Genomic DNA, 21987 nt, shown 5'->3' with positions numbered 1-21987 from the left:
AGGGTCGGCTGCAATGGAATACGAAGGGACTTCCCACCTTCAGGCAACGGCGTCAAAGCGCCAAGATTGGTGGTGTCGATCATCAATCTGCAGCCATGTTGAAAGGGGAAGTCCATGGACAAGAATACCCAAGTTCCAGCGGTGCGCGTAGGCGTGGATCTCTCTAAGCGAGTCATCCAGGTGCACGCCGTTGACGGCGGTGGCCAAGTGCTGACGAACCGGGCGCTGGCCCGCGACAAGTTCCTGGCTTGGTGTGCGCTGCTGCAGGCCGGCTGCATGGTGGTGATGGAGGTCAGCTCTAGCGCACACCACTGGGCCCGGGCCCTGCGTGCGATGGGGCTGGATGCCCGCACCATCTCGGCCCACCTGGCCGCCCCCTATCGCGCCGAGGGCCACTGCGGCAAGAACGACGCCAACGACGCAGCGGCTATCTGCGAGGCGGCGAGCCGTCCCCACATGCGCTTTGTTCCTGTCAAGAGCGTCGAGCAACAGAGCCTGCTGTGCGTGCCCGGCCTAGAGTTCCGGTGCACTCGGCGCCCTACCTTCGGTGGGGGCTGTGGGCGACATCTCGCTGAGCCTGCTCGCCCTCTTCTCGTCCTGTACCTCCTCCCTCGCCACCGGCTCAGCCTCGGCGATCGCACCAGAGACAAACCGGGGCATAGGCATGAAGTGCAGCACCTTCGCCTTTACAGTCACGGCCTTCATCTGATACTTGGTCCGCGCGGACGCGCGGCGCACGAACTCTGAGACACAGAGCTGGTCTTCCCTGTCGGACCCATCCATTGCCAGTTCCTTCCACAGCGCCATGGTGCAAGTTATCACCCAATCGGCGGGGCAGTCCGGATGGCGTAGCAGGGCCTCAACGAGGTATTCGATGAGTTCGAGCGCAACACCCAGCTCACAGTTGCCTCGACAGTAGAGCCATCCAATGAACCGCACGATCACCGGGGCAGCGGTGTCGAACGCGACCACGGGATCGACCAGATAGTCCCTGAGGCCATTGACGCCGATCGTCAGCCAGTTGTCGCCCTGGTCCATCATGGCCGTCAGGTCGTGGACTGTGAGCGCCACGAAGGTCCGCCGCCAAAGCATCAGCTTGATTACGGCCAGGGAATAGTCCAGGGTCGTGATTCTGCCCTCGTGCGCAACGTGAATGAGCAGTTGCTGCAACCAAGCCGAGTTGATTTCGAAGCAGTGCGCCAGCTTTCGGAGTCGATCGTCCAACGTCAGTAGGACCGCTCCGTGCTCAAGGCAAAGCAGCAGCACGGAGTACTCTTCGGCGCTGAGCACCTTGCTGATTTGAACGAGGTTCGGTTCGACAACGCTGGGACCGTATGCGGGCAAGACGGTGCAATGGTCCTCAATGGCCTGGGCGATCGACTGGAGGAACTCTCTCTCCCGGCGCCAATCCTGCTCTGTGTCTTCGCGGAACCCAATCTGCCCATCATGGGTGAACAGGGCCCCGGACCGGCGGAACGCCGCTGTGCTTTCAAGCTTGGCTGCGACGGCGTCGCGCGTTGCCGGAGCGACGATGACCTTCGGCAGAAGCTGTAGCACTTCCAGATGATTCAGCGTTGCTAGTTCAGTCAGCATCGTGAGGTCGACTACCCAGGGAGTCTGTGACGTCAACAGCCCCTGCAGCTCTGTGTACCCCTGCGAGCCCGCTCCAACTGCAAGCTTCGGTCCAGTGCTCGGCCAACCGCGTACAACGTCGATCACGTCGCGGCCGAGACGGCGGGCCAGGATGCCCAGGGTCGCCGAGTGCTTCAGGTAGAAGTCCATCGTCTCGTTGGCGAAGTCGACCCGCTGCTGCAGCTGACGCTGAATGCCCGTCAGGTCTAGCGTTCCGTCCTCGCCGGTCCGAAGCGACATGGCTGCCATGCTCCTCGGTGGGCTGAGCGCCGTATTGACGGCATTGTGCGAGTTCTCGATCAGCCGGCGGTGAGCCGACTGCAGCTGCGCCACCCGGTACTTCTTGGGTTCGCTAAATGGCTGCGGCATCTCAAAGGACTCGCCGAGGCGCAGGCCCTCCATGCGCGTGGCAGCAGCATCCTTGTGACAAACGAACTCATCGGTGGGTGGCAGCCCGCTGCAGCCCTCCGGGTCGATGGTCAACCAGCGCTGGTTCCCTTCGTCGTCGATCAGTTCCACCGACGTTCCTGGGCCGACAACCTCAGGAACGATTTCAAGCTCCGGTAAGGCGGTCTCCAGCAGAAACACCGCAGTCAAGTGCAGGGCCGCGGCTTCCACATCGCCCATTCGCTGTCGCCTGAAGCGATAGATCCGCCGAAGCCCCTTGGGGACATGCCCATGACGCATCTCGGCGGCTGCCAGCCGCCCTATCTCCTGGAGCGAGCCGTCCACTTCTTCCGGTGCTTGGCCGATCACGGTATCGAGGCCCTTGGAGCCCATACTGGCTGCCGCCATGATGCGCAGGAGCCAGCTTGTGGCTTGCTTCGGTGCTGCAGCGACTTCGATCTCTGCGAGGTCCGCTACCAACGGCCAGTCGCCGGCGTGCTGAGCCATTTCGATCGCGATGTGGCGTGCGGCCTCAGACTGCTTCCACTCAGGCGCCATGGATTCCAGCAGATTGCGAGCCTTGGCGCGCTGGCCAGTCATCATGTAGCAAAAGAGTAGGTCTGAATGCAGCTCGGAGAACGAGGTTGACGGGAGGATACCGGCGTAGACCTGGGCCGCGGCGTCATAGCGCTGACGGTGCAACAGCAGCCTGGCCCCGATATGCGCGTCCTCAGGGCGGGTGCCACCCGTGCACAGCGCCGCGACCCGATCCACCATCTGCTCGGCCAGTGCCTTGTCGCCACCAGGGGCGAGATGCGCTCGTGCAGCAAACACCAGATCCGGGATCGACGAGCTCGCAGGCGTGATAGCCGCCGAGGCAACCTCCATGCGCAGCTCCGCGCCTCGACACTGCATCATCAGGACGTTCCAGCGCATCAATCGCAACGCGTTCTGCAGGCGCTCTGCGTCCGGCCGTCCGGTTCTGCGCGCTCCTTCGGCCTCCGCGGCCTCCACCCTGGTCATATCTTTGGCAACGGCGGCGATCTGCGCGTAGGCGATCAACGCCTCGTCGGGCAACTCGGATAGCAGCGACTCGAACTTGGTGAGCACTTCCTGGCCGCGGCCCGCGTCACGCAGAGCCTCAATCTCGACGCCATACAGCGACGCATCACTCGGAGCGCCACGCGCGCGCACCTCCTCGATGAGCGCCAATGCCTCACCGGGGCGTCTGGTCAGGATGTAGGCGTAGCCCAGGTGCGTAAGGGCCGCGGCCTGAGCCACTGGGCTCTGCACCGACCACAGAGACTTCGCTCGGTCAGAAAACGCATCGATTGCCGCTTCTAGGCGCGCATGCTTCTCGGGCGAGAGCATCCGATACCCCAGCGCCAAGCCATCGTCCGAGACCAATTGCAGGGCGTACCGCAGAAACATCTCCTTTGTAAAGAAGGTGACCTCTTCCTTCGTCAGCGCCGTCCTGGCGCTCTCGTAGGCGGCGGTGACGTCACCGGAACGTTCCTGCGCCGCCGCAATCAGGTGCCACGCGAGAGCCTTGCCCGCATGCTCGCTGGGAATATCGTCAGGAGTGAGTTGCTCGCCGCTAAGTACGCGCGCGTTCGTGTAAGCCGCCCAAACAACGAATGATTCGGGGAACCGTTCCATGGCCTGCTTGCCCGAGGTCAGGGCTTCGTCTACCTGCTTCTTGAGGAACAGGCCCCGAATCCGGGCCGCCGCGAGCTTGTCCTCGTCGTCACACAGACTTGCCGCCTTAATGAGATCGTCCGCTGCGGCCACCGGCTCCTTGTCCAGGTGCCAGCGCGACATGCCACGCAGCCAGTACCACAGCGCCCGCTGGTGGTCATCGAAGTCCCCCATATCCTGGCCAAGCACCTTGAGTTGAGCCATCGCGTCAGCAAAGCGGCAATCCTTTCTCAGGCCGTCGATGCTCTCCAAGTGGCGAGCCACGATCTTGTTGGGAGAACTTGGGCGGCCGGCCGGTGCAGACTCCATGTAGCTTGGACTCGCCTGAGGTACGCTGCTACTCAGCCCCGGCTGGAAACCCAGGAATGGCGTAGTAGCGCCGCCCTTCCCTGCTGCAGCCGGGAAGGCGAAGTGAATCTGGCCGGACTCGCGCTGCTTGCGCATGACCCGCGCCGTATGAAACGTGGCCGCGAGCTGCTGGCCAATATGGCGCTGTACGGTGGTCAGGTCTATGTCACCGCCGGTGCTGTTTAGGTCGGCACACACTTGCACCAATTGGGCCCAGACGCGGCCGGTTTCTGGGTTAGGAATGAAGGCCGTCGCCAACACCAGCTTCTGCATTGCAACTTCAGCGGTGGTGTCCGAATCCAGGTCGTGATGCAAGAACTTCAAGTGCACGACGAACTGATGCAGTTCCTCGAGCGAAACCTCGGCCTTGTTGTACAGCTCCGCAGCCGCCTGGATCGCCTTGAAGGCCTCCCGGTTGCGATCATTGCTGAAACCCTGGGCGAGGACCTTCGTATGCCAGTCCAAAGCAGCGCTGGTCGTACTGGCCATGCGCGCCACTTCTACCGCAGCATCCATCGCCTTGGCACTCGCGCTCTGGTAGACGATCACGTTCGAATCCACACCCGCCCGAAACCCTGGCTGCTTGAAGTCCAGCCAGGCCAACCCGACTGCCTCCTCGAAGGTGGAGTTCTTGGTCGTCGGCGTCAGTGCGCGCTTCATCTGCGTGCGCACGGTGCCGGTCTCCCCCGTCGGTGAGGCGATCGTCAGGACCACGTCGTCAGTGTTGTGTCCAAGCACCCTCCCCTGGAAGGCGATTTTGACGATTGAGTAGTTGTCAGGGACGCCCGAGCAGGGCATGTCCAGGCACATTGCCAAGAGCCGGGTGGCCTGGACCCGGTGTTCGAACAGCACGCCGCGCGCCCCCGTCGAGATGGGGCTCGCAACGCTCTTTTGCTGACCGCGCTTCTTGGCCGGCGCCGGGCTCCCTTGGCCGCCCTTGGCAGCCGCCCGCCCGGCTGCTTTTCCCGTCGCGCCTGTCTTTTCCTTCTTGGGCGTTATCATTGGCCTCCTGAAATCGAGCGTCGTATCTTATTGGCTCGTGTATCTACGCGACGTGCTGCAGCGGCTGCCGACGCACCTCAACAGCCGGCTATATGAACTGCTGCCACGTCGGTGGAATGCATCAGAATCTCTAAAGACCGGATGCTCGCAACTTCTCAGCCCGATGACCGCGCAAGACCAAGTCTCTCTTGATGAGCTAGAGCCATCGGAGGACTTCACCCTAATGCTCTGGCAAGGACGTCCATTTACTGGGCATGCGTACGAGGAGGATGCGACCGGCAATCGAATTGCCGAAGTCGCGTACTTGCAAGGGCAACGGTCCGGGGTAGCGCGTCACTGGACGCCCTCGGGACTACTCGTTCTTGAACAGTCATTCGCGTTCGATGCGCTCCACGGAGAAGCTCGCGAGTGGTACGACAACGGAGCCTGTCGATCCGTCGGTCACTTTGAGTTTGGAATCTGCAAATCTCAATTGACCTACAGCCCCTGTGGGGAAGTTGTCCACGAGTCCTTGCTTCTTGCCGATTCGCCACAAACGAAGACGTTAGCTCGGTTGCATACCTTGGCGTCCAAAGAGTCACCCTAGCCGGAAACATCTCAGGTCAAAGGCGCGTTCGCTTGACCTGCCCCCTCCCAGCCGGGCCAACGTAAAGGTAGTGAAGTCCGTCAACCCGGACTTCCGCCTTGGTGGTACGGCGGGAGGGGGTAGGTCATTTCAAGCCTCACCGCAACGTGATGACCACTGATCTATCACTGATTCAGCACAGGTTCACGTGCTGAATCACAGCAAGAGAGTCAGGCTAGCGCACCACGATCGCCAATGTCCTGTTGGATCAGTGATCCATCACTGTTCGACTCCCAGACGGAGTCCGGCGAAGCTACGCTCCCCCGGGTCCCCGGGAAGCGCATTGCAAACGGAAGTGCAATACGAACCAGTGACGATCGAAACGATCTCCACAGGTCGCAGCGTAAAGACTTGCCGAAAGACGGGTTGATTTCCGCCGTCCAGGGGCGGTGGTGCGCCCCCGCCCCTAAGAAGAACGGCCCCGAAGGGCCGCCTCACGCGCGTGGACGGCGGCTACTGTCGAACGATGTTGGCCTTCAGCATTGCCGTGTTGTTGTCCACCCAGATGATGTCGCTTCTAGGTTGTGAGTGCGCCGAGTAGACAGATCCGCCCGCACCGCGCTACCGATCCCGATCAGATACGAAGCTCCAGACCTTGTTGAGCGGAGCGCCGCCGCCCCGCAGGGTGGCATTGAAGTTGACCGTATAGGTCGCTCCTTTGATCAGCGGCGCAAACGGCACCAACACCAGGAAGCCCTCCGCCAGCATCGGATCCGCTGTCATCGTGACGCCCGAGCCGGAGATGCCCGGGCTTGCCAAGATCCCCGCCGGCACGATGTTGCCGCTGGCGTCCTTCATTTCGAATTTGGTCACGACGGCGCTCAGCGTCCCCGCAGCCTTGAAGTTGACGAAGTCAGCGTTTCGCACGCTCACGATGACGGGCGTGCCGGAGGTAGCGCTCGGGAACAGAGCAACCGGCGGGCGGGGAACTTCGGAGGCGATGTCGAACGAATAGAACACCCCGGTTTGGCCGTCATGCGGGTAGGCAACGATCTGCCCCGCCGGCGCGACCTGCGGGTAGCTCTCGGTCCCAAGCGAGCCGAAGTCAGCCACGCACATCGGAACGTTCGCCGTGTCCCTTCCGAAGCCGAAGCCGATGTTGGTGGCCTGGCCAAGCAGAGCGGCCGCGTGATAGACCGTGCCCAGCAGGCCCCAGATGCAATCAGCTCCCAAGCGCGAGGCGCCCGTCCCTCCAACGACCTCGGACCCATAGCTGCCGAGATTGAAGCCAGCCTTGGCCATACGCGTGGCCAGCGTGGCTTCGTAGAAGTCCGGCTTCGACGGATCTTCGATATGAGCCCCGGCCGTGAAGACCGTGCTGATGTTCGTGGTCAGGTACTTGGCGTGCGCCTCAGCCGCGGTGTCCAGCGCTGCACCCTGGGCGATGAGGCCGGCGCCTGCATTCTTGCGAGCCTGATTCAAGGCGTTGAAGGCGGACAGCTGCAGACTGTTGTCAGCGTAGGTCGCTGCCGGGACGGCGTCCTTCAAGGTGCCAGCCGCTGCGACCACGGTCACAGGCGTTGATGGCGAAGGACCAGGGGCTGCGGTCGAAGCGCCCCCTCCCCCGCCACCACAGGCGGCCAGCGCGGCGGAGGTTGCGAGCAGTGCGACCAGAGCAGTCTGGCGCAGAGTTTGATTCTTGGTCATGGTGGTTCCAGTTGAGTTGGAGGTCTCGCATCGCAGCCCACCTCGCGGCGCTGCGATGCAGGGTGATCTGTCGGCCCGTCAGCGCTGAAGCCTCACGGAGATGGTCTTGGAGATGCCGGGGGGATTGCCGCTCTCGTCGGCCACGTACAGCCACCACCGAGAGCAGGACCAGGCCGTCTTCCCCACCTTGCCGCTGCGGAACTTGAAGACGCAGGCCCCGGAATCCGGATAGACGCCAGTCCCCACATACGGCGTGCATTGATCAATCCAGCTCGACACCGGCAGACTGTCGCCGTCGCAGGCGCTGGCTGCAGCGGAGTAGGCCGAGCTGGCCTCCGAATCGATGGGATTCGTTAGCGAGTCGCACCGCAGGTACTCCGGAGAGCCACCCGAGCCGATCCACGCACAGTCAGTTGAGCCGGATGCCTTGACGGACAGCGGCCCGAACGAGCTCGAGGACGCGCTGGAGATGGTCCCGCTCCAGTAGAACCAGGCCCAGCCAGAGGTCGCGCTGAACAGGTAGTCAATCGTGGCGGGCAAGGCCGGCGGGGTCGGGGTGGGCGGCACGCCAGGCGTGCACACCTGCCCTACCCATGCCGTGCCAGTCCAGGTGGGCGCCACGGTCTGCATTTCTCCGAGCGTGCACGCCGGAGGTGGCGGGGGCGGCGTCGGCGAGCAGACCTGGCCCACCCAGGAGCTGCCATTCCAGATGGGGGCAGTTGTTTGGGTGTAGCCGCTACCGCACGTCGGTGCCGGCGGCACCGAGGGCGGTACACAGGTCGGTTCAGACCAGGATGATCCACTCCACACCGGAGCAACCTGCATCGTGTAGCCAGAGGGGCACGTCGGAGCAGGCGGCGGCGTCACGGTCGTGCAGCTTGGCGGGTTCCAGCTGCTGGTGGTGCTGTTCCAGGTCGCCGCTGCGAGTTCAGTAGTGCCTGGCGGACAAGTCGGCGCGGGGGATACGGGCGCGCATACCTGCCCCACCCACAGGCCGCCGCTGTAGGTCGGTGCCGTGGTCTCCGAATACCCAGGAGCACAGCTGGGCTTCGGGGAGCTCGGGGCGCAGGTCGGGGCGCTCCAGGAGCTGCCAGACCAGACAGGAGGAGAGGTCTGAACGTAGCCGCTGCTGCAGGTGGGAGCAGGCGGCTGCAGGCAGCTGGGCGAAGTCCAGGAGGATCCTGTCCACACGGCTGCACTCGACTCGACGTAGCCGCTCGGGCAGCTGGGCTGCGGTGTGTAGTTGCACACCGGCGCGGCCCACTTCGAACCGATCCACTTGGCCGGAGCGACGGTCACCCAGCCATCGGTGCTCGAGCATGTCGGCGCTGACTGCGGTGCGCGCAGCAGCGTCGTGTTGCAGGCGCTATCCTGATATCCGCCAGAGCAGTGCACCGGCCGGCCTTCGCTGGCCTTGGGCGGCGGAAGCTCAGTCTGGGCATTGGCGGTCGCTGAGAGCAAACCAGCCATCAGGACCATCGTGTAAAGAAAATGCTTCTTCATTTCTTGCGGTACTCCGTGTAATTAAACAATTACCTACGCTGACATGCTGGAATCAGCGTGGACTGAAACCCACATCGGCCAGGGATCGAGCCACGGCATCGATGCCAGCAATCATTTGGTAGGCCCGCTCCTTTCTCTCGTCGTGAGAAAGGTGAGCCTCGGTCAGTTGATAGAACTGTTCGAACGTGCTTCGCTTGCAGAACTGCGCAAGCTGGCGAGCGATCTCCGGCTGCAGGCTTGCAGTGATGGTGATGTCATGGCTCATCGCATGGATCTCCTCGAGCTCCCGGTCGGGCAGCTCTTTCCTCCAACGCTTCTGGCGGCCCAGCGCAGGCAGCGCCAGGCCAGCTGTAGCGCCAACAGGCACAGAGCGATCTGCAGCCAGACGGCGAGCATCAGCAAGCCGGACGCGCCTGCGGCCTGGAGCCCGGCCTGCACGTTGCGATTGAACTGGTGAGGGTCGGTTCCAAGTCGCATGACGCCCTCCTGTCAGAACGGCCGGCCAGTGGCCAGGCTGATCGCGATCCGCATCGTGAACTTGCCGAAGAGGTAATGCCGCGCGCTTGCGGTGGGCGCTGCATGCATCAAGTCGACCAGCTCTGCGCGGGTGCAGATGTCCGGATCCGTGTCATCGAGCTGCATGTAAAAGCTCGGCGCCGCGGTGCGCAGAGATCCCAGCTCGCGCTGGCACATGTCCAGCACTTGGCGCTCTCGGGCTTCCTCGTTCAGATCTATGACGTTCATGTTGCCTTCCTGCCTTTCTGCGGCTTTGCCGCTTGGTGTTGACGGATGCCGGGTTCTCGAGTCCAAGACCGGGCGTTTGTGAATTTGCTTGCCGGGTCCGGACTGCCGGTTGCTGTATCTAGGTGCCGTTTTCTCTGAGGGGCCTGAGCCGAGCGTGGGACCAAAGGAGCCCGCGCCAGGGGCACATCAAGGGTTGCCGGCTTGCCGGCCGACGGAAGCCGCAGTCCCCGGCGCCCGCGCCGGGGAACCGGGTGAGTACGCCCTTGAGGTGCCCCTGGCGCGGGCTACGGTCCCCGAAGAGCACGGCACAGGGCCCTCAGAGAAAGAGAAACGGCACACCGGCAGTCCGGACACGGCAAGCCACGCCTCTCGCGTCACGCGAGGGGCGCGCGCCCCATGGGGCGCCCTCACGCGCGTAGCGCGCTCGATTCGGCTGCTGGCCAGGGGGCGCCTCAGCGGCGGGGAGGCCCGCAGGGCGGCCCCAGGAGCGGGCAAGGCGGCCTGGAGAGACCTGGACCCAGTCCAGGTGTCCGCAGGACCAAGCCCGGCGGGGCGCGCTCGCAAGGGCGTCCGGTGCCCGGCCATTGGCCGGGTATGCCTCGAGTGCCCTCATTCCTGCGAGTCCTTGCCTGCGCCGGGGCGACCACCCTTGCCTGCCCGCCCCTTGCCTCGATCACCGCCGCCAAGCCCTATGCCCAGGCGTTGCCCCGCACGCTGCACCGAAGTGATGAAGACACTTCGCGCACCGCTCTCGGTCGACTTGCCCAACTCGCTCGTATGGCCTGCGCCCATGTAGCCGAGCACCTGGTCCGGCAGCAGATGGGTCATTGCAAAGAGTCCTGACACGAGCGTCCAAAGGCCCAGCATGAACACCAGCACATAGCCGATCACCGATACCAGGCCAGTGATCGAGTTGCCTTGTGCATTGGCCATTGCGGGCAAAAACAGGGTCTTGGCGAAGAACGTACCCAGTACTGTGCTGAGCGCAGCGGCCATGAAGAAGCCGAGAAGCATCAGCGCCGGCCGCGCCAGAGCGTTAAGCAGGAAGATGTAGAACCGCTCGGTGCGCTGGCCCATCCCCTCACCTTCGGCTTCCATATGGGCCAAGGCCGCGATGCCCGCTGCCACCAGGCCTTCGATGACGACGACGAAGCACTGCACCAGTGCGCCCAACCATGTCAGCGCTGGGAGCATCGGCAGGTACACGGCCATGATGGTGCCGAGGCACACCATCGCGAACGCCACGCCAGGCAGCGTCTCAAGCGCCATGCCCAGGGCTCCCTTGGCTGTCGCCACCGATGCTCCGACGACTCCAACCGGCGGCATCAAGTCCGCCGCGGCCTCCGCTGCTCGGCCGTAGATGGTTTGCTCTGCCCCTTTCAGGTATGCGACAGCGACGCCGAGCCCTTCACCGGCCGCCATCATCCAGTCGCCCATGTTCTTGAAGCTGATGATGGGGTCGATCACGCCGGTGGAGTCGCCGGCCTGGCCCACCACCGCGCTGACCAGGCTCTGCCCCAAGCTGCAGTTGCCTGTCGGCGTGTCTACGTGGAGGTACTGGCAGAGCTTGAGTTTGACGGCACGCCACCCCTTGTCACCTTCGCCCCCCAACGACGCCTGGACCGGGCTGGCCTTCTCGCCGGCCGAAAAGGCCTTGTCCAGGGCAACCATGCTCTCTGCCGTGAAGCCCGATGGCAGGATGGTCGAGGGCAGCTGAACATCGAATGTGACTGCGTTGCCGGCTTCGCGCAGCGCTGCGCTCGCTTCTGCAAACGTGCTGTACCAAGCCCCTGCCGCAGACCAGCCATCACGCCGCATGGCGGCCTGAGCGTCGGCGGCGAGGACCTGGGCTCCAGTGTCCTGTGCAGCTGACTGGACGGCCGTGCGCACACCATCGGCTGCCGCTACGGCAGCAGCGGAGAGCTTGTCCAGCGGCACCGCCGGCGGGCTGGCAAGGCTGCCGGCCTGCCAAGCGCTCCGCGCCTCAAGCCACTCTCGCGCCAGAACGACGACTTGGGCATCCAGCGCCTTGAAGGCGTCGGCGTGGGCCTTGCTGCTGGCGCTGGCAATGCCTTCGTAGTTGACCGATGCGACTCGGAAGGACAGCGCAGAGCTTGAAGACCTCGAGCCGCTCAGCACCAGTTGAACGCGGCCGCACAGGTCAGGCTGGAGAACGGTTCCAAAGCCAATGGATCCAAGGCTTCCGGGCGCCGTCGAGGCGATCGGCTGGATAGCGCTGGCAGGCGACACCACGTCGCTGCGTTGCTCCTCTGCCGCCTTGGCCAGCCGGCAGACGTGAACCCTGAACAAGGCTTTCGCTGGCTCGTCAAACCGGGACGCCGTGAACACCTGACCGATAGGTGGCGTAAGAAGGCCTTGAAACTTGCTGATCGAAGAGATCGCGCCTGACCACATCAAGTTGGCCATGCCGATGCCCAGCGTCGCAGCCAGCACCACGAGGACCTGGAAGCCGTTGTAGCCGCCGAAGATCGGCACCGATCCAACAAGGCCAGTGACCATGCGAATCGGCATCCACACGGCGCTCATGCGCTGGCCCAACACCTGACCCTCTTGCGCGGACGTCAGAACGCCGCGGCCGATGCCGTAAGAGCCCCAGAGGACTGAGATGCAGAAGATGGCGCCATTGAAAATCACGAACATGGAGCCCAGCACGGTGCTCGATCCGCCTAGGGTCGTTAGCGGGGTCTGGAAGAAGTCCCCCAGCACAGCTACGAAGGCATTCAACGACGCGTCATTGCCGCCATTGTTCGCGGCGTTCATCAGTTGGTCCGGCGTGATCGGGCCATCAGCGGCATGCGCGGCGCCAGCGCCGAGCAGCATGGCCAGGAAACCGACAGCGCACACCATCAGCCAGAACTGGCGCGCCCAGCGCGCGGGGATGCGTGCGTGGGCGCGGCGCGCCAAGCCAAACAGCCAGGTCATCAGGAACACCTGCAGGGCGAGGAGCCCGATGCCCAGGCAGCCGGCCATGATGACGAGCGGCAACGGCATCGAGGTCAGCCGTTCGATGGGCTCGGCCGCCTGGCGGAGTACGCGAAGCGTGCCGGGGCCGGCGAACAGGAGGGCCATGGCGGTACCGGCAGCTGCGGCGGTCACATGGTGCTTGGGTTGGAGCTTCATCGCGGCGCCTCAAAGGAATGCTGTTCTGGCTCGTCGTCATCGCTCAGCGAGAGCGAGAGCGGGTCGAAGGTGAAAGAAGGGCCAGCCGCTGGCGCGCCGGCACCGCCTTCATTGCCGCTGCTCGATGCACCCGCGTCAGCACCGCCGTCGGCTGCATCAAGAGGGAGCAGCTCCAGCTCTCGTGTCTTGGCTGACGCAGCTGCGGCCGCTGCTGCGGCGGCGGTCGCGGCAGCAAGAGCTGCGGCTTCGTCGGCCAACTGCTTCTGTCTGACAGCCTTGGCGTCTGCGTCCTCCTGCGCCACCAGTGGTCGCAACCGATCAATCTCCTGCTGAGCGATGCCGACGAGATCTCTCGGCAGGACATCAATGCCAGCGATGGAGCGCTTGACCTGGGCATGCGCCTGCTCAGCTGCGAGCAGTCGCTCACATGCCTGTCGATAGCCAGCTGGCGCCCAAAGCCGGCGCCACAGCGCGAATGTCTGAACCACGGCTCTGGCGTCGCTCAGCTTCTTCTCCGAGCGCTTCAACACGCGGAGGCATTCAGCGCGCTGCTCGAGGGCAGCGAGCAAGATCAGGAAGCGGTGCCGACACGGCGACTCCCAGGAATTCACCCCAGATCTCAGCTCCGTCCACAAGATCCAAGTGTCGAGTTGACCGGCGGCGGGCCGTTGCGCGCTCTGCACGTCAGCCCCTCGGCGCCGGATGGCGCGACTGCTGGTCTTCCTCGGCGGCGACCTCGGTCGGAACGGGTGCGGGTCGCCTGGCGTCATGCTGCTGCTTGACGATCGTGTACACCACGGGCGCCGTTGCTTGCTGGTCGGCGAGCTTCGCGGCCGCCATCAGTCGCTCGCTGCGCCGCGCAGCAATTCCATCTGCTGGCATGGCCACGACCTCTTCAGCCGATGCTGCCTTGATGGCCTCCTCCGTCGGCCGCTGCTTGCGCTGAGCGCGCTGCGACAGCTCTTCGTCGATGCGCTGGACCAGGGCACGACGCAAGGATTGGTCGCGCGCGGCCGCGACCTCCGCCTCAGTGAATCCGCCGGCGTGCGCGAGGCCAAGGCATTTGCACAGGAGGGTTGCCAGTCGCCGTAGCAAACGCTCGATCGCCTCAACGCGCGGGTCGTCGACGGCGACCGCCGAACGAGCGTTGGTGGCGGTTTCCTTCAGCTCTTCGAGCTGGGCGCGCGGCAGGCCGCGAAGGATCTGTTCGAGCTCAGCGGCGGCCGCCACTGCGCTGGGCGACTTGGGATCAATGGCGACAGTCATTGCGCGCCCCCCATCGCCAGCGATTCGAGCCGGCCATCGCACTCCACCAGCTGCAGCTGGTGCTCGGTCTCCGGCCCCCAGGTCAGCGAGCCCGCGACCCTGCACAGGCAGCGAATCTCGGAGTCGGAGCGGTGCCACATTGCTGAGGGACAGGAGGTGCAGCAGGTGTTTGGCAGTTCGGCGACGCCATGCAGCGCGGGCCTGAGGGCTTCGCCACTGACGTTGATGGGGTTGATATCCATAGGATTCCTTTCGGCGGTTGTGATGAGTGAGAGAGACCTTCTCAGCCACTGCGCGTTTCGCGCGCCGGCGGGTGTCGGCGTTGGCGTCGAGCTGCTTCTGCACGCGCCCCCAGCCGAGAGCCCTGTCTACCGTGGAGCCCGACAGCCCCTCAATGCGCCAACCAGCGATCTCGCCGTCGGGGCCATGGCCCCGACGCGAGAACTCGACGTTGATGCCGCGCTCGGCAAGTGCGACGCGTAGTTCATCGGCGCTGGCCGCCGATGCCAGCGCTTCACGCGCGGCCAGCGCGAGCGCGCGGGCGTCGGGCGGCTGCACGCCCAGGCGTTCGAGCTGCAGGCTCTTCTTGCGCACGCGGTCGCGCTTGGGCTTGATGGCTTCGGGGTCTGCGGGTTTCTGACCTGCACGCGGGCGGAGGCCAACTGTCCGGAGAAGCCCCTGCCGCACCTCGACCTTCTGGCTCGCCTCAATGACCTTCAGCGCCTCGTGCTGGCCCAGCCAAACGGCACCATCGAGCGCGACGCGTGAAACCACCAAGTGAACGTGCTGGTGATCGGTGTCCTCGTGCAGTGCAGCCACAAAAGGATGTGCGGGACTGAAGCCGCATTCCTTCATGAAGTCGTCGATGACACGCTTCCAGCTTTGCGCCGTCAGCCGCTCGCCATCGGGAAGACTGAGGGCACAGTGCCAGACCGGGCGCTTGATGTCAGGCCGTAGCTGTCGCACTGCCTTGAACTCGGCCGCGAGTTGACGAGAATTGGTGCCAGCCATGTTGCCGGCGACAACAGGCACGACACCGTCCTGATGTGCAGCCCCCTTGAGTGCTGAGAACACGTAGTTCAGACAGCCCCTGAAGCCACCTCCGCGCACGACCTTCGCCTTCATGGCCGCACCTCCGCGCCAATCAACGAACGCCGGAAGTCGGCCAGCACCGCGGTCATCTCGGACAGCTCTGGCAGCAGTTCGGCCGCGCCAGCGTGCGCGAGATTCACGCGGCGCGCAATTTGCGCAAGCGCGCCAGCGGCACGCGACAGCTCGATCCACGCATCCCGGTTCAAAGCCGGAATCGTGGGCGGCAGTTGATGCAGCGCAGCAGCTCGCAGGAACTCGCCGCGCTGCATCCTCACGGACGCGCGTGCTGCGTCCAGCGCGATCATTTCATCGGCGTTCAGCCGCACGCTGACATGGAGCGTGCGCAGCTCCGACGGAGCAGCCGGGACAGGTCCGCGCCGCTTGGCACGCTTGCTTTGATCGACAGTGATGGGCTGCTGGCGCATGAAGTTCTGGAGCGGCAACGGCAGCAAGACAGCCGCTGCGACCGAAGGAAGTGGCGGGCGGGGTCCAGGGGGATCCCCCCTGGCAAGGTCAACTAGAGGGGCGGATTCCGCCTCTCTAGTTACACCTTGCTCCCCGCCTTCCGTGTACGGCTCCCATGCTCACGACAACCGCAAAGCGGCGCTTGAACAACGGCTGAACGAAGCCTGAACAGTGGCGCGCAAGATGCAAGACTCATCCGCCGAACTCGGACACTTCAATGCCGTCCACTTGCCATTGCGAATGCCATGTCCGAGCACCCAGCCGAGCAGCACGAAGACCACCAAAAAGCCATCACAGGACTGCGAAGCGAACCCCAAGCGTGGACGCTCGATGACATTGACCGCCTTGGGAAGCAACTCGCAGGCGTGCCGCCACCGGCGACGCGCCTGACCCAGACGGAAGCACTGAAACGGATCGCGCGCGATCTGCTGAAGATGCGGGAGCGCGGCCGCACCGCGAACTCGATTGCCGCAGCGCTCGCCGAACGCGGGCTGAAGGTCAGGGAGCGCGCCGTGGCGCGTGTGATGGCCGATGCGTCAAAGCCGAAGCGGTCAGAACGCAGCCGGCCGCCTAGCCGCGCCGCCGGCTGAGTTCTGCGCCATATCGGCGCAGCCATTCATCCACGCTACGTTCTGCATAGGCGCGTGCACGCGCGCCGCCGCCCCACTTGCCACGCTCATCGGCGAGAGCTGCGATTTGGTCCACCACGGCCTCAGGCTTGATGCCAGAACGCAGCTGCCTGGAGATCAGCTTCCAGTCCTCATCGCTGTCATTTGTCCGTTCCGGTCGCCTACCCGCCATCGCCGCTACATCGGGCAATGCGGCGCTTCGCATGGTCTCTGCATGTTGCGGACGGTCCTGCTGCCCCTCGACCAAAAGCTGCGCCAGCAGCTCGTCGCTGATGGTGCCCGGCAACGGGCCTGGGATGTACCTCGAGCAGAACGGTTCGGATAACGCCGGTTTGGCATTCATTGACCCAGGCACGCGACGCAGCTGATCCCGCCCTGTCGCCCCTTGGTCGGCGCCAAGCCGTCGCGCAAGCGCGCGATTCGCAGCAGCGCGCTCATCACCGGTCAGGCATCGCGGGGCAACAAGCGACGCCTGAAAGTTGTCCGGGCTCGTCTCCAGCACAGCCGCAGGCCCGAGCAGCAGGAGCTTTGGCAACTGGTCGGACCTAAGGTCATCGACCAGCAATAGCGGGTGCTCCCCCAACAACCTCATCACAACCTCGCCACGACGCGCCGCTGCGCCCGCCAATGCCATTGGCCACGCATCTTGAATTTTGCTGATCGGGCCAGGGAACTTGGCGCCTGGGACGGGGTATGGCGCGCCGCGCTGGCCAGCCTTCGGGCCAGTTCTGAGTCTTTTCTGGCCCAAGAACTCGACGGCGCCGGCCCAACCGGACGGCCGCAGACTGGCCGTGAGCCAGCTCCAGAAGGCGTCGGCCTGCCAGGCCGGCTCAGCCGCCCAGGCACCGTCGGGCGCCAGGGGCTTCGCCTTGACCAGACGGGCAAACGGGCTCACCGACGCCTCGGCGCGCGCAGCACCTTCGTCCCTGGCTGCCCGAGCGGCCACAGGGCCCCTCGTAGGCCTCGGCGCCACCCAGTTGCCCACCTGCCCAACTCGCCCCGGCCCGGCCTCACGGCCAGGGCCACACGCGCCCCCCTGGGTGCCTAAGGCCCCCAGGGATGGTTCTTTGACCGACCAGCCGATTGAAGCCCCAGCCCCGCTCAGGCGGAGCTGGCCGTGAACGGCGCGAGCGAGCGGCGGGCTGTGTATGGTTTTCTTTACCTTCTTGGGTGCATTCAATGCACCCCTGTCACATTCCGCCCCGGTCGATTCTTGGCCCACCTCTGGCACTTCGAAGCTCGCCAGATCAGCCGTCCACGGTCGGGGAAAAAACAGCTTTGGCGCATCTCGGCGGCCAGGCTTTTTGTCGGTCGATGCGATGAGGATCAGCGCTGGGTGAATCAAGCAGCCCCACGGCCTTCTGATGGCCTCGGTACGCTGCTCTGGCAGCCGCCAGACCAGGCCGAGCTCGGCGGCCACAGCCAAGGCCGTCTGCGTGGATCTGACTTTCCTGGATGCCCGTCGCGCGACCTCCTCGACGAAGAGCCGCACCGGTGCGTGCAGATCCTGATCCAATGCCGCATCACAGAGGACGGTCAGCACGTCCAGCACTGGCTTGCTGGCCCTCTGTGACCACGGCTGACCGTCGGAGCCGCGCAGAACGACGCGGCGAAGCGCTTGTGCAAGACGTGCTGACATGGCGCATGGCCAGCCAGCAACTGTTCAAGCGTCGCTGCAGGTAAACAGATAGGATCGACGCCCAGCACCGCCCAGTGCATTTGTCAGGCGCTCCCTCCTGCTTGACCCGGCCAGTGACTGCTTGTCAGTCACTGGCCACCCTTCCTCCCCTGCTCAATCTGAACTGCCTTTGCCGCCAGTGACTCGGCTAAGGCCGTGCGGCCACGCGCCGAGAACCATTGGGCCGCAGCAGGCAGGTCAACCCACAGGATCCGCCCGGTGTGGCCATCAGGCCCGACCTTGGTCATCCACAGCCAGCCATGGCGCCGGCGCAACGTGTAAAGCGACCCCACCGAGAAAGGGAGGCCGGCCTGGTCCAGCGGGACGAGGACAGGACTCATGCCCGCCCACCAAGCGCCAGGGCTTCGACCTGTGCACGAGGCCACCGAACCGTTTTGGAAGTGAACCGGACGGGCTGGGGAAAGGCGCCGCGCGCCACCATCTGATCCAGCGTCGAGCGCCCAACTCGCAGGGCGCGCGCAACCTCGCTGGCTGTCATGAACAGGGTGGGCTCTTGCTGATCTGCACTGCTCTTTGCTGCCCTAGACATATGGCGTCCTTTCATTTTGCTTTGTCTTGGATGCTCTTATTTTTTTGTCCAACTGCCTTATAGTCCAGGACGTTTTAATTTGATGGTGACATATCCATGTCCAGGACCTTCGGAGCACGGGGGCTACACACCACGGCACAGCGCCTAGTGGCTCAGCAGCTCACGGAAGAAGTTAACCGGCGCTCTGGAGCCTTGCCTGCAGCGCAAATCATGCTGACCCTCACTGGGGTCGGCGACGCAGCGGCGGCCAAAAAGTGGAACCGCTGGACCACTGGTGAGAGTGGGATGAAGGAACTCGACTACCAGAAGGTCGCGCGTGCTGCGATCGCGAACGGTTGGCTTGATGAGGGCAGCGCAATCGCCGCTGGGTATTCACAGGCGCGAGCAGCAGAGGCCGTGAGCGTTGGCGCTTCCCAGGCGCTGGCATCATCAAAGGCAAGACTGGCTGAACTGAAGACCTTCAGCCAAGCCAAGCATTCGCTGCTGGACAGCCTTGAGCGATTTGCAGCCGTCTGTGATCAGCTGAGGTATTCATCGCCCGTAGACGCTGGTGACGCCGAGCTGGCCCGATTGCTCGAAGAAGCAGACCTACTCACAAGCAAGCAGCAGGCGACGGTCCAAGAGTTGAAGCACAAGGGCGTCTTCACAGCGCTCCCTTTCCCCCGACAGCTCATTGCACAGCTCCAGCGACTAGAACTGCGCTTTGTGGATACAGACAGTCGTTCACCGACTCCACGACCTCGGGCGCTCAGCCTAGGTCGTCGCAGTGGCTGCAACACCAAACATGCCCCTGACGTCGGCGACCTGGCCCAAGACGACTTCATGGCTCCCGCTGGATCAAACCAGGCGTTTGCCGAGCTCGCAAAGCAGTCCGAACAGCTTGCAAAGCTGGGTCGGCAAGCTCGGCTCAAGCGGCTGGTCGAGTTCGAGCGGGCCACGCGAGCATGCCAAAGAGCCAGCTTCAATGAGGCCGGGGCAACTCTGGGGAGTCATGCTAAAGTCCCGTCAGCTTGAGCGGGCAATCGCAAGGCTCTGAGCTAGGTTTTCGATTCCCTGAAGCCCACCAGACAAGAAAACCCAGCAAGCGCAAGTTTGCTGGGTTTTTTCATGCGCCCGCCACCGCAGGCATGACCACCCAAAGACGCCCCAAGACGCCCAAAGACGCCAAGTCAGCTGCAAAAGCAGTAGCCCAAGCAGCGGCCACACGGAGAGGTCATCACGGACACTCCCGGTCAGGCCGCAGGCCTGCTGCAGGTAGCATGCGATGATGCTGGCCTCCTTCAACCCGGGTCGGGCACCCTGCCCATCCCCGCAGCCACTGGATTGATACCATGTCCCGCTGTGCACACACACCGCCCCGCCGCCCGGCCCTGCGCCTGATCCTGGCGGGGCTTGCCGGCCTGAGCCTGCTGGGCGCGTCGAGCGTCCAGGCCCAGACCCACCGCCAGTTCCCCGCCGACGCCCTTCGCTCGGAAATGCTCATCAGCACGCCCCCCGAGCTTCAGCTGGACGGCAAGGTGACCCGCTTGGCGCCTGGCGCCCGCATCCGCGGCGCGGACAACCTGCTGGTCTTCGCCTCCTCCCTTGTGGGCCAGAAGCTGACCGTGCATTACACGCTGGACTTCACCGGCCAGGTGCGCGATGTCTGGCTGCTCAACGAGGCCGAGCTGGCCAACAAGACCTGGCCCCGCACCGCCGAGCAAGCCTCGGCCTGGAGCTTCGACCAGGCCTCCCAGATCTGGACCAAGCCCTGATCTCGGCCGCACGGCCGGCCTGAGGCTGGCCGTACTACATCCTGATTTTCATTTCCCGATTCGCCGCGCCCCTCCCTCGGGACGCCGGAGTACGCCATGAGCAAGAAAGTTTTCATCAAGACCTTTGGCTGCCAGATGAACGAGTACGACTCGGACAAGATGGCCGACGTGCTGCGCGCCGCCGAAGGCTATGAGCCCACAACCAACGTCGACGAGGCTGACCTGGTGCTCTTCAACACCTGCTCAGTGCGAGAGAAGGCCCAGGAGAAGGTCTTCTCCGACCTCGGCCGCATCAAGCACCTGAAGGCCAAGGGCGTGATGATCGGCGTGGGCGGCTGCGTGGCCAGCCAGGAAGGCGCCTCCATCATTGAGCGAGCACCCTATGTGGATGTGGTCTTCGGTCCGCAGACCCTGCACCGGCTGCCGCAGATGCTGGCCGCACGCCGCGACGCCGCCAAGCCCCAGGTGGACATCAGCTTCCCGGAGATCGAGAAGTTCGACAACCTGCCGCCCGCCAAGGTCGAGGGCGGCAGCGCCTTCGTGTCCATCATGGAAGGCTGCTCCAAGTACTGCTCCTACTGCGTGGTGCCCTACACCCGCGGCGCCGAGATGAGCCGCCCCTTCGAGGACGTGCTCACCGAGATCGCCGGCCTGGCCGACCAGGGCGTCAAGGAGATCAACCTGCTGGGCCAGAACGTCAATGCCTACCGCGGCAAGATGGGGGACACCGACGAGATCGCCGACCTCGCCCTGCTGCTGGAGTACTGCGCCGAGATCCCCGGCATCGAGCGCCTGCGCTTCACGACGAGCCACCCGAACGAGTTCAGCCCCCGACTGATCGAGGCCTACGGCAAGGTGCCTCAACTGGTGAACCATCTGCACCTGCCCGTGCAGCATGGCAGCGACCGCATCCTGATGGCCATGAAACGTGGCTACACGGCCCTGGAGTTCAAGAGCATCATCCGCAAGCTTCGCGCCATCCGCCCGGACATCCGCATCGCCAGCGACTTCATCGTCGGTTTCCCCGGGGAGACCGAAGAGGACCACGCCAAGCTGATGAAGCTGGTGGACGACGTCGGCTTCGACGCCTCCTTCAGCTTCATCTACAGCCCGCGCCCCGGCACCCCTGCGGCCAATCTCGAGGACACCACACCCTACGAGACCAAGGTGCGCCGCCTGCAGGAGCTGCAGGCGACCATCGAGGCCAATGCCGTTGGCATCAGCAAGACCCTGCTTGGCCAGACGCAGCGCATCCTCGTGTGCGGCAACGCCAAGAAAGACCCCAGCGAACTGATGGGCCGCACGGAATGCAACCGCATCGTCAACTTCAAGGGCAACGCGCGCCTGATGCACCAGCTGATCGATGTGCGCATCACCGAGGCCTTCGCGCATTCCCTGCGCGCCGAGGTGCTGACCAGCGAGACAGCCGGCGTCTGATCAGCGCCGCAGGCTCAGCCAGGCCTGCGGCAGCGCGATAGCCAGCAGCATCAGGCCGTAGCCCAGCATCTTGCCGTCATGGCCCAGCAGCAGCAGGGCCAGCAGCAGACCCAGCGTGCCGCCCACGCCGCCCCAGAGCCACAGTTGGCGCCAAGGGCGGTTCTTGAGTTCTGCTCGCCACAGCAGCTTCATCAGTGCCGCAACCGTGCCGGCAACAAACCAGGCGGGCAGAAGGAAATTGCCGAGGTGCCAGAAGGCGTCGAGAGGACTCACAGGATTCCCGCCATGTAGCCGCGCGGCCTTGCCGCCCGGCGCGTGCGCCACGAAATGCGGCGCCAATTGATGCTTATCAAGTATTTCTATGCGGACGATGCAGCAAGCCACCCTGC

17 protein-coding genes and 1 pseudogene are annotated in these 21987 nt (G+C 64.3%); 5 read left to right on the top strand and 13 right to left on the bottom strand.

All coding sequences use genetic code 11. The features are described from left to right. Positions 1–114: 114 nt before the first annotated feature. Positions 115–507, top strand: a pseudogene (locus ACS5PK_RS19565) (IS110 family transposase); the annotation flags it as partial. A 6-nt stretch (positions 508–513) separates the two neighbouring features. Here the strand turns inward: ACS5PK_RS19565 and ACS5PK_RS19560 are convergent. The 10 genes from ACS5PK_RS19560 to ACS5PK_RS19515 form a co-directional block, all read right to left on the bottom strand. Further along, on the bottom strand, positions 514–5067 hold the full coding sequence (locus ACS5PK_RS19560) for a PIN domain-containing protein (RefSeq protein WP_439441943.1): 4554 nt from the start codon (positions 5065–5067) through the stop codon (positions 514–516). A gap of 1186 nt (positions 5068–6253) precedes the next feature. Then, complete coding sequence (locus ACS5PK_RS19555; protein ID WP_439441942.1) at positions 6254–7339, bottom strand: CAP domain-containing protein; 1086 nt, start codon at positions 7337–7339, stop codon at positions 6254–6256. 78 nt (positions 7340–7417) lie between these two features. Beyond that, positions 7418–7906, bottom strand: coding sequence for a hypothetical protein (locus tag ACS5PK_RS19550; protein ID WP_439441941.1), 489 nt, complete (start codon positions 7904–7906; stop codon positions 7418–7420). 361 nt (positions 7907–8267) lie between these two features. Then, positions 8268–8660, bottom strand: coding sequence for a hypothetical protein (locus tag ACS5PK_RS19545; RefSeq protein ID WP_439441940.1), 393 nt, complete (start codon positions 8658–8660; stop codon positions 8268–8270). Between the two features lie 234 nt (positions 8661–8894). Further along, complete coding sequence (locus ACS5PK_RS19540; protein ID WP_439441939.1) at positions 8895–9107, bottom strand: DUF7706 family protein; 213 nt, start codon at positions 9105–9107, stop codon at positions 8895–8897. A gap of 224 nt (positions 9108–9331) precedes the next feature. Then, complete coding sequence (locus ACS5PK_RS19535) at positions 9332–9586, bottom strand: hypothetical protein (protein ID WP_439441938.1); 255 nt, start codon at positions 9584–9586, stop codon at positions 9332–9334. Between the two features lie 609 nt (positions 9587–10195). After that, a complete protein-coding gene (locus ACS5PK_RS19530) occupies positions 10196–12727 on the bottom strand; it encodes a DotA/TraY family protein (RefSeq protein WP_439441937.1) in 2532 nt (843 codons plus the stop codon). Next, on the bottom strand, positions 12724–13338 hold the full coding sequence (locus ACS5PK_RS19525) for a hypothetical protein (RefSeq protein WP_439441936.1): 615 nt from the start codon (positions 13336–13338) through the stop codon (positions 12724–12726). The genes ACS5PK_RS19530 and ACS5PK_RS19525 overlap by 4 nt, the downstream gene beginning before the upstream one ends. Before the next feature lie 73 nt (positions 13339–13411). Beyond that, a complete protein-coding gene (locus tag ACS5PK_RS19520) occupies positions 13412–15118 on the bottom strand; it encodes a relaxase/mobilization nuclease domain-containing protein (protein WP_439441935.1) in 1707 nt (568 codons plus the stop codon). Further along, positions 15115–15537 carry a plasmid mobilization protein gene (locus tag ACS5PK_RS19515; protein ID WP_439441934.1) on the bottom strand — a complete coding sequence of 141 codons (423 nt, stop codon included), beginning with the start codon at positions 15535–15537 and terminating at the stop codon, positions 15115–15117. Before ACS5PK_RS19515 ends, ACS5PK_RS19520 begins: the two co-directional genes overlap by 4 nt. Before the next feature lie 258 nt (positions 15538–15795). On the opposite strand from ACS5PK_RS19515, the gene ACS5PK_RS19510 reads away from it, so the two are divergent. Beyond that, positions 15796–16140 carry a hypothetical protein gene (locus ACS5PK_RS19510; protein ID WP_439441933.1) on the top strand — a complete coding sequence of 115 codons (345 nt, stop codon included), beginning with the start codon at positions 15796–15798 and terminating at the stop codon, positions 16138–16140. Here ACS5PK_RS19510 and ACS5PK_RS19505 read toward each other — a convergent pair. Both ACS5PK_RS19505 and ACS5PK_RS19500 read right to left on the bottom strand, forming a co-directional pair. After that, on the bottom strand, positions 16121–17818 hold the full coding sequence (locus ACS5PK_RS19505) for a DNA-primase RepB domain-containing protein (RefSeq protein WP_439441932.1): 1698 nt from the start codon (positions 17816–17818) through the stop codon (positions 16121–16123). The two genes, ACS5PK_RS19510 and ACS5PK_RS19505, sit on opposite strands and share 20 nt — an antisense overlap. Positions 17819–17946: 128 nt before the next feature. Beyond that, the gene (locus tag ACS5PK_RS19500) at positions 17947–18198 is read right to left on the bottom strand and encodes a hypothetical protein (protein ID WP_439441931.1); all 252 of its coding nucleotides are present in this window, start codon (positions 18196–18198) and stop codon (positions 17947–17949) included. A gap of 419 nt (positions 18199–18617) precedes the next feature. Here ACS5PK_RS19500 and ACS5PK_RS19495 point away from each other — a divergent pair, with 419 nt between their 5' ends. The 3 genes from ACS5PK_RS19495 to miaB all read left to right on the top strand — a co-directional run bounded on the left by ACS5PK_RS19495 (position 18618) and on the right by miaB (position 21598). Further along, on the top strand, positions 18618–19421 hold the full coding sequence (locus ACS5PK_RS19495) for a hypothetical protein (RefSeq protein WP_439441930.1): 804 nt from the start codon (positions 18618–18620) through the stop codon (positions 19419–19421). A 317-nt stretch (positions 19422–19738) separates the two neighbouring features. Then, positions 19739–20161, top strand: coding sequence for a hypothetical protein (locus ACS5PK_RS19490; RefSeq protein ID WP_439441929.1), 423 nt, complete (start codon positions 19739–19741; stop codon positions 20159–20161). A gap of 96 nt (positions 20162–20257) precedes the next feature. Then, on the top strand, positions 20258–21598 hold the full coding sequence (gene miaB, locus ACS5PK_RS19485) for a tRNA (N6-isopentenyl adenosine(37)-C2)-methylthiotransferase MiaB (RefSeq protein WP_439441928.1): 1341 nt from the start codon (positions 20258–20260) through the stop codon (positions 21596–21598). Here miaB and ACS5PK_RS19480 read toward each other — a convergent pair whose 3' ends face one another. Then, positions 21599–21871: a hypothetical protein gene (locus tag ACS5PK_RS19480; protein ID WP_439441927.1), complete on the bottom strand. Its 273-nt coding sequence runs from the start codon at positions 21869–21871 to the stop codon at positions 21599–21601. Positions 21872–21987: the final 116 nt, after the last annotated feature.

Source organism: Roseateles sp. DB2 (genome assembly GCF_051857535.1).
Classification (GTDB): Bacteria; Pseudomonadota; Gammaproteobacteria; order Burkholderiales; family Burkholderiaceae_C; genus Roseateles_B.
Note: the sequence above shows the minus strand (reverse complement) of the source record. Positions and strands in the feature narration are given on the sequence as shown.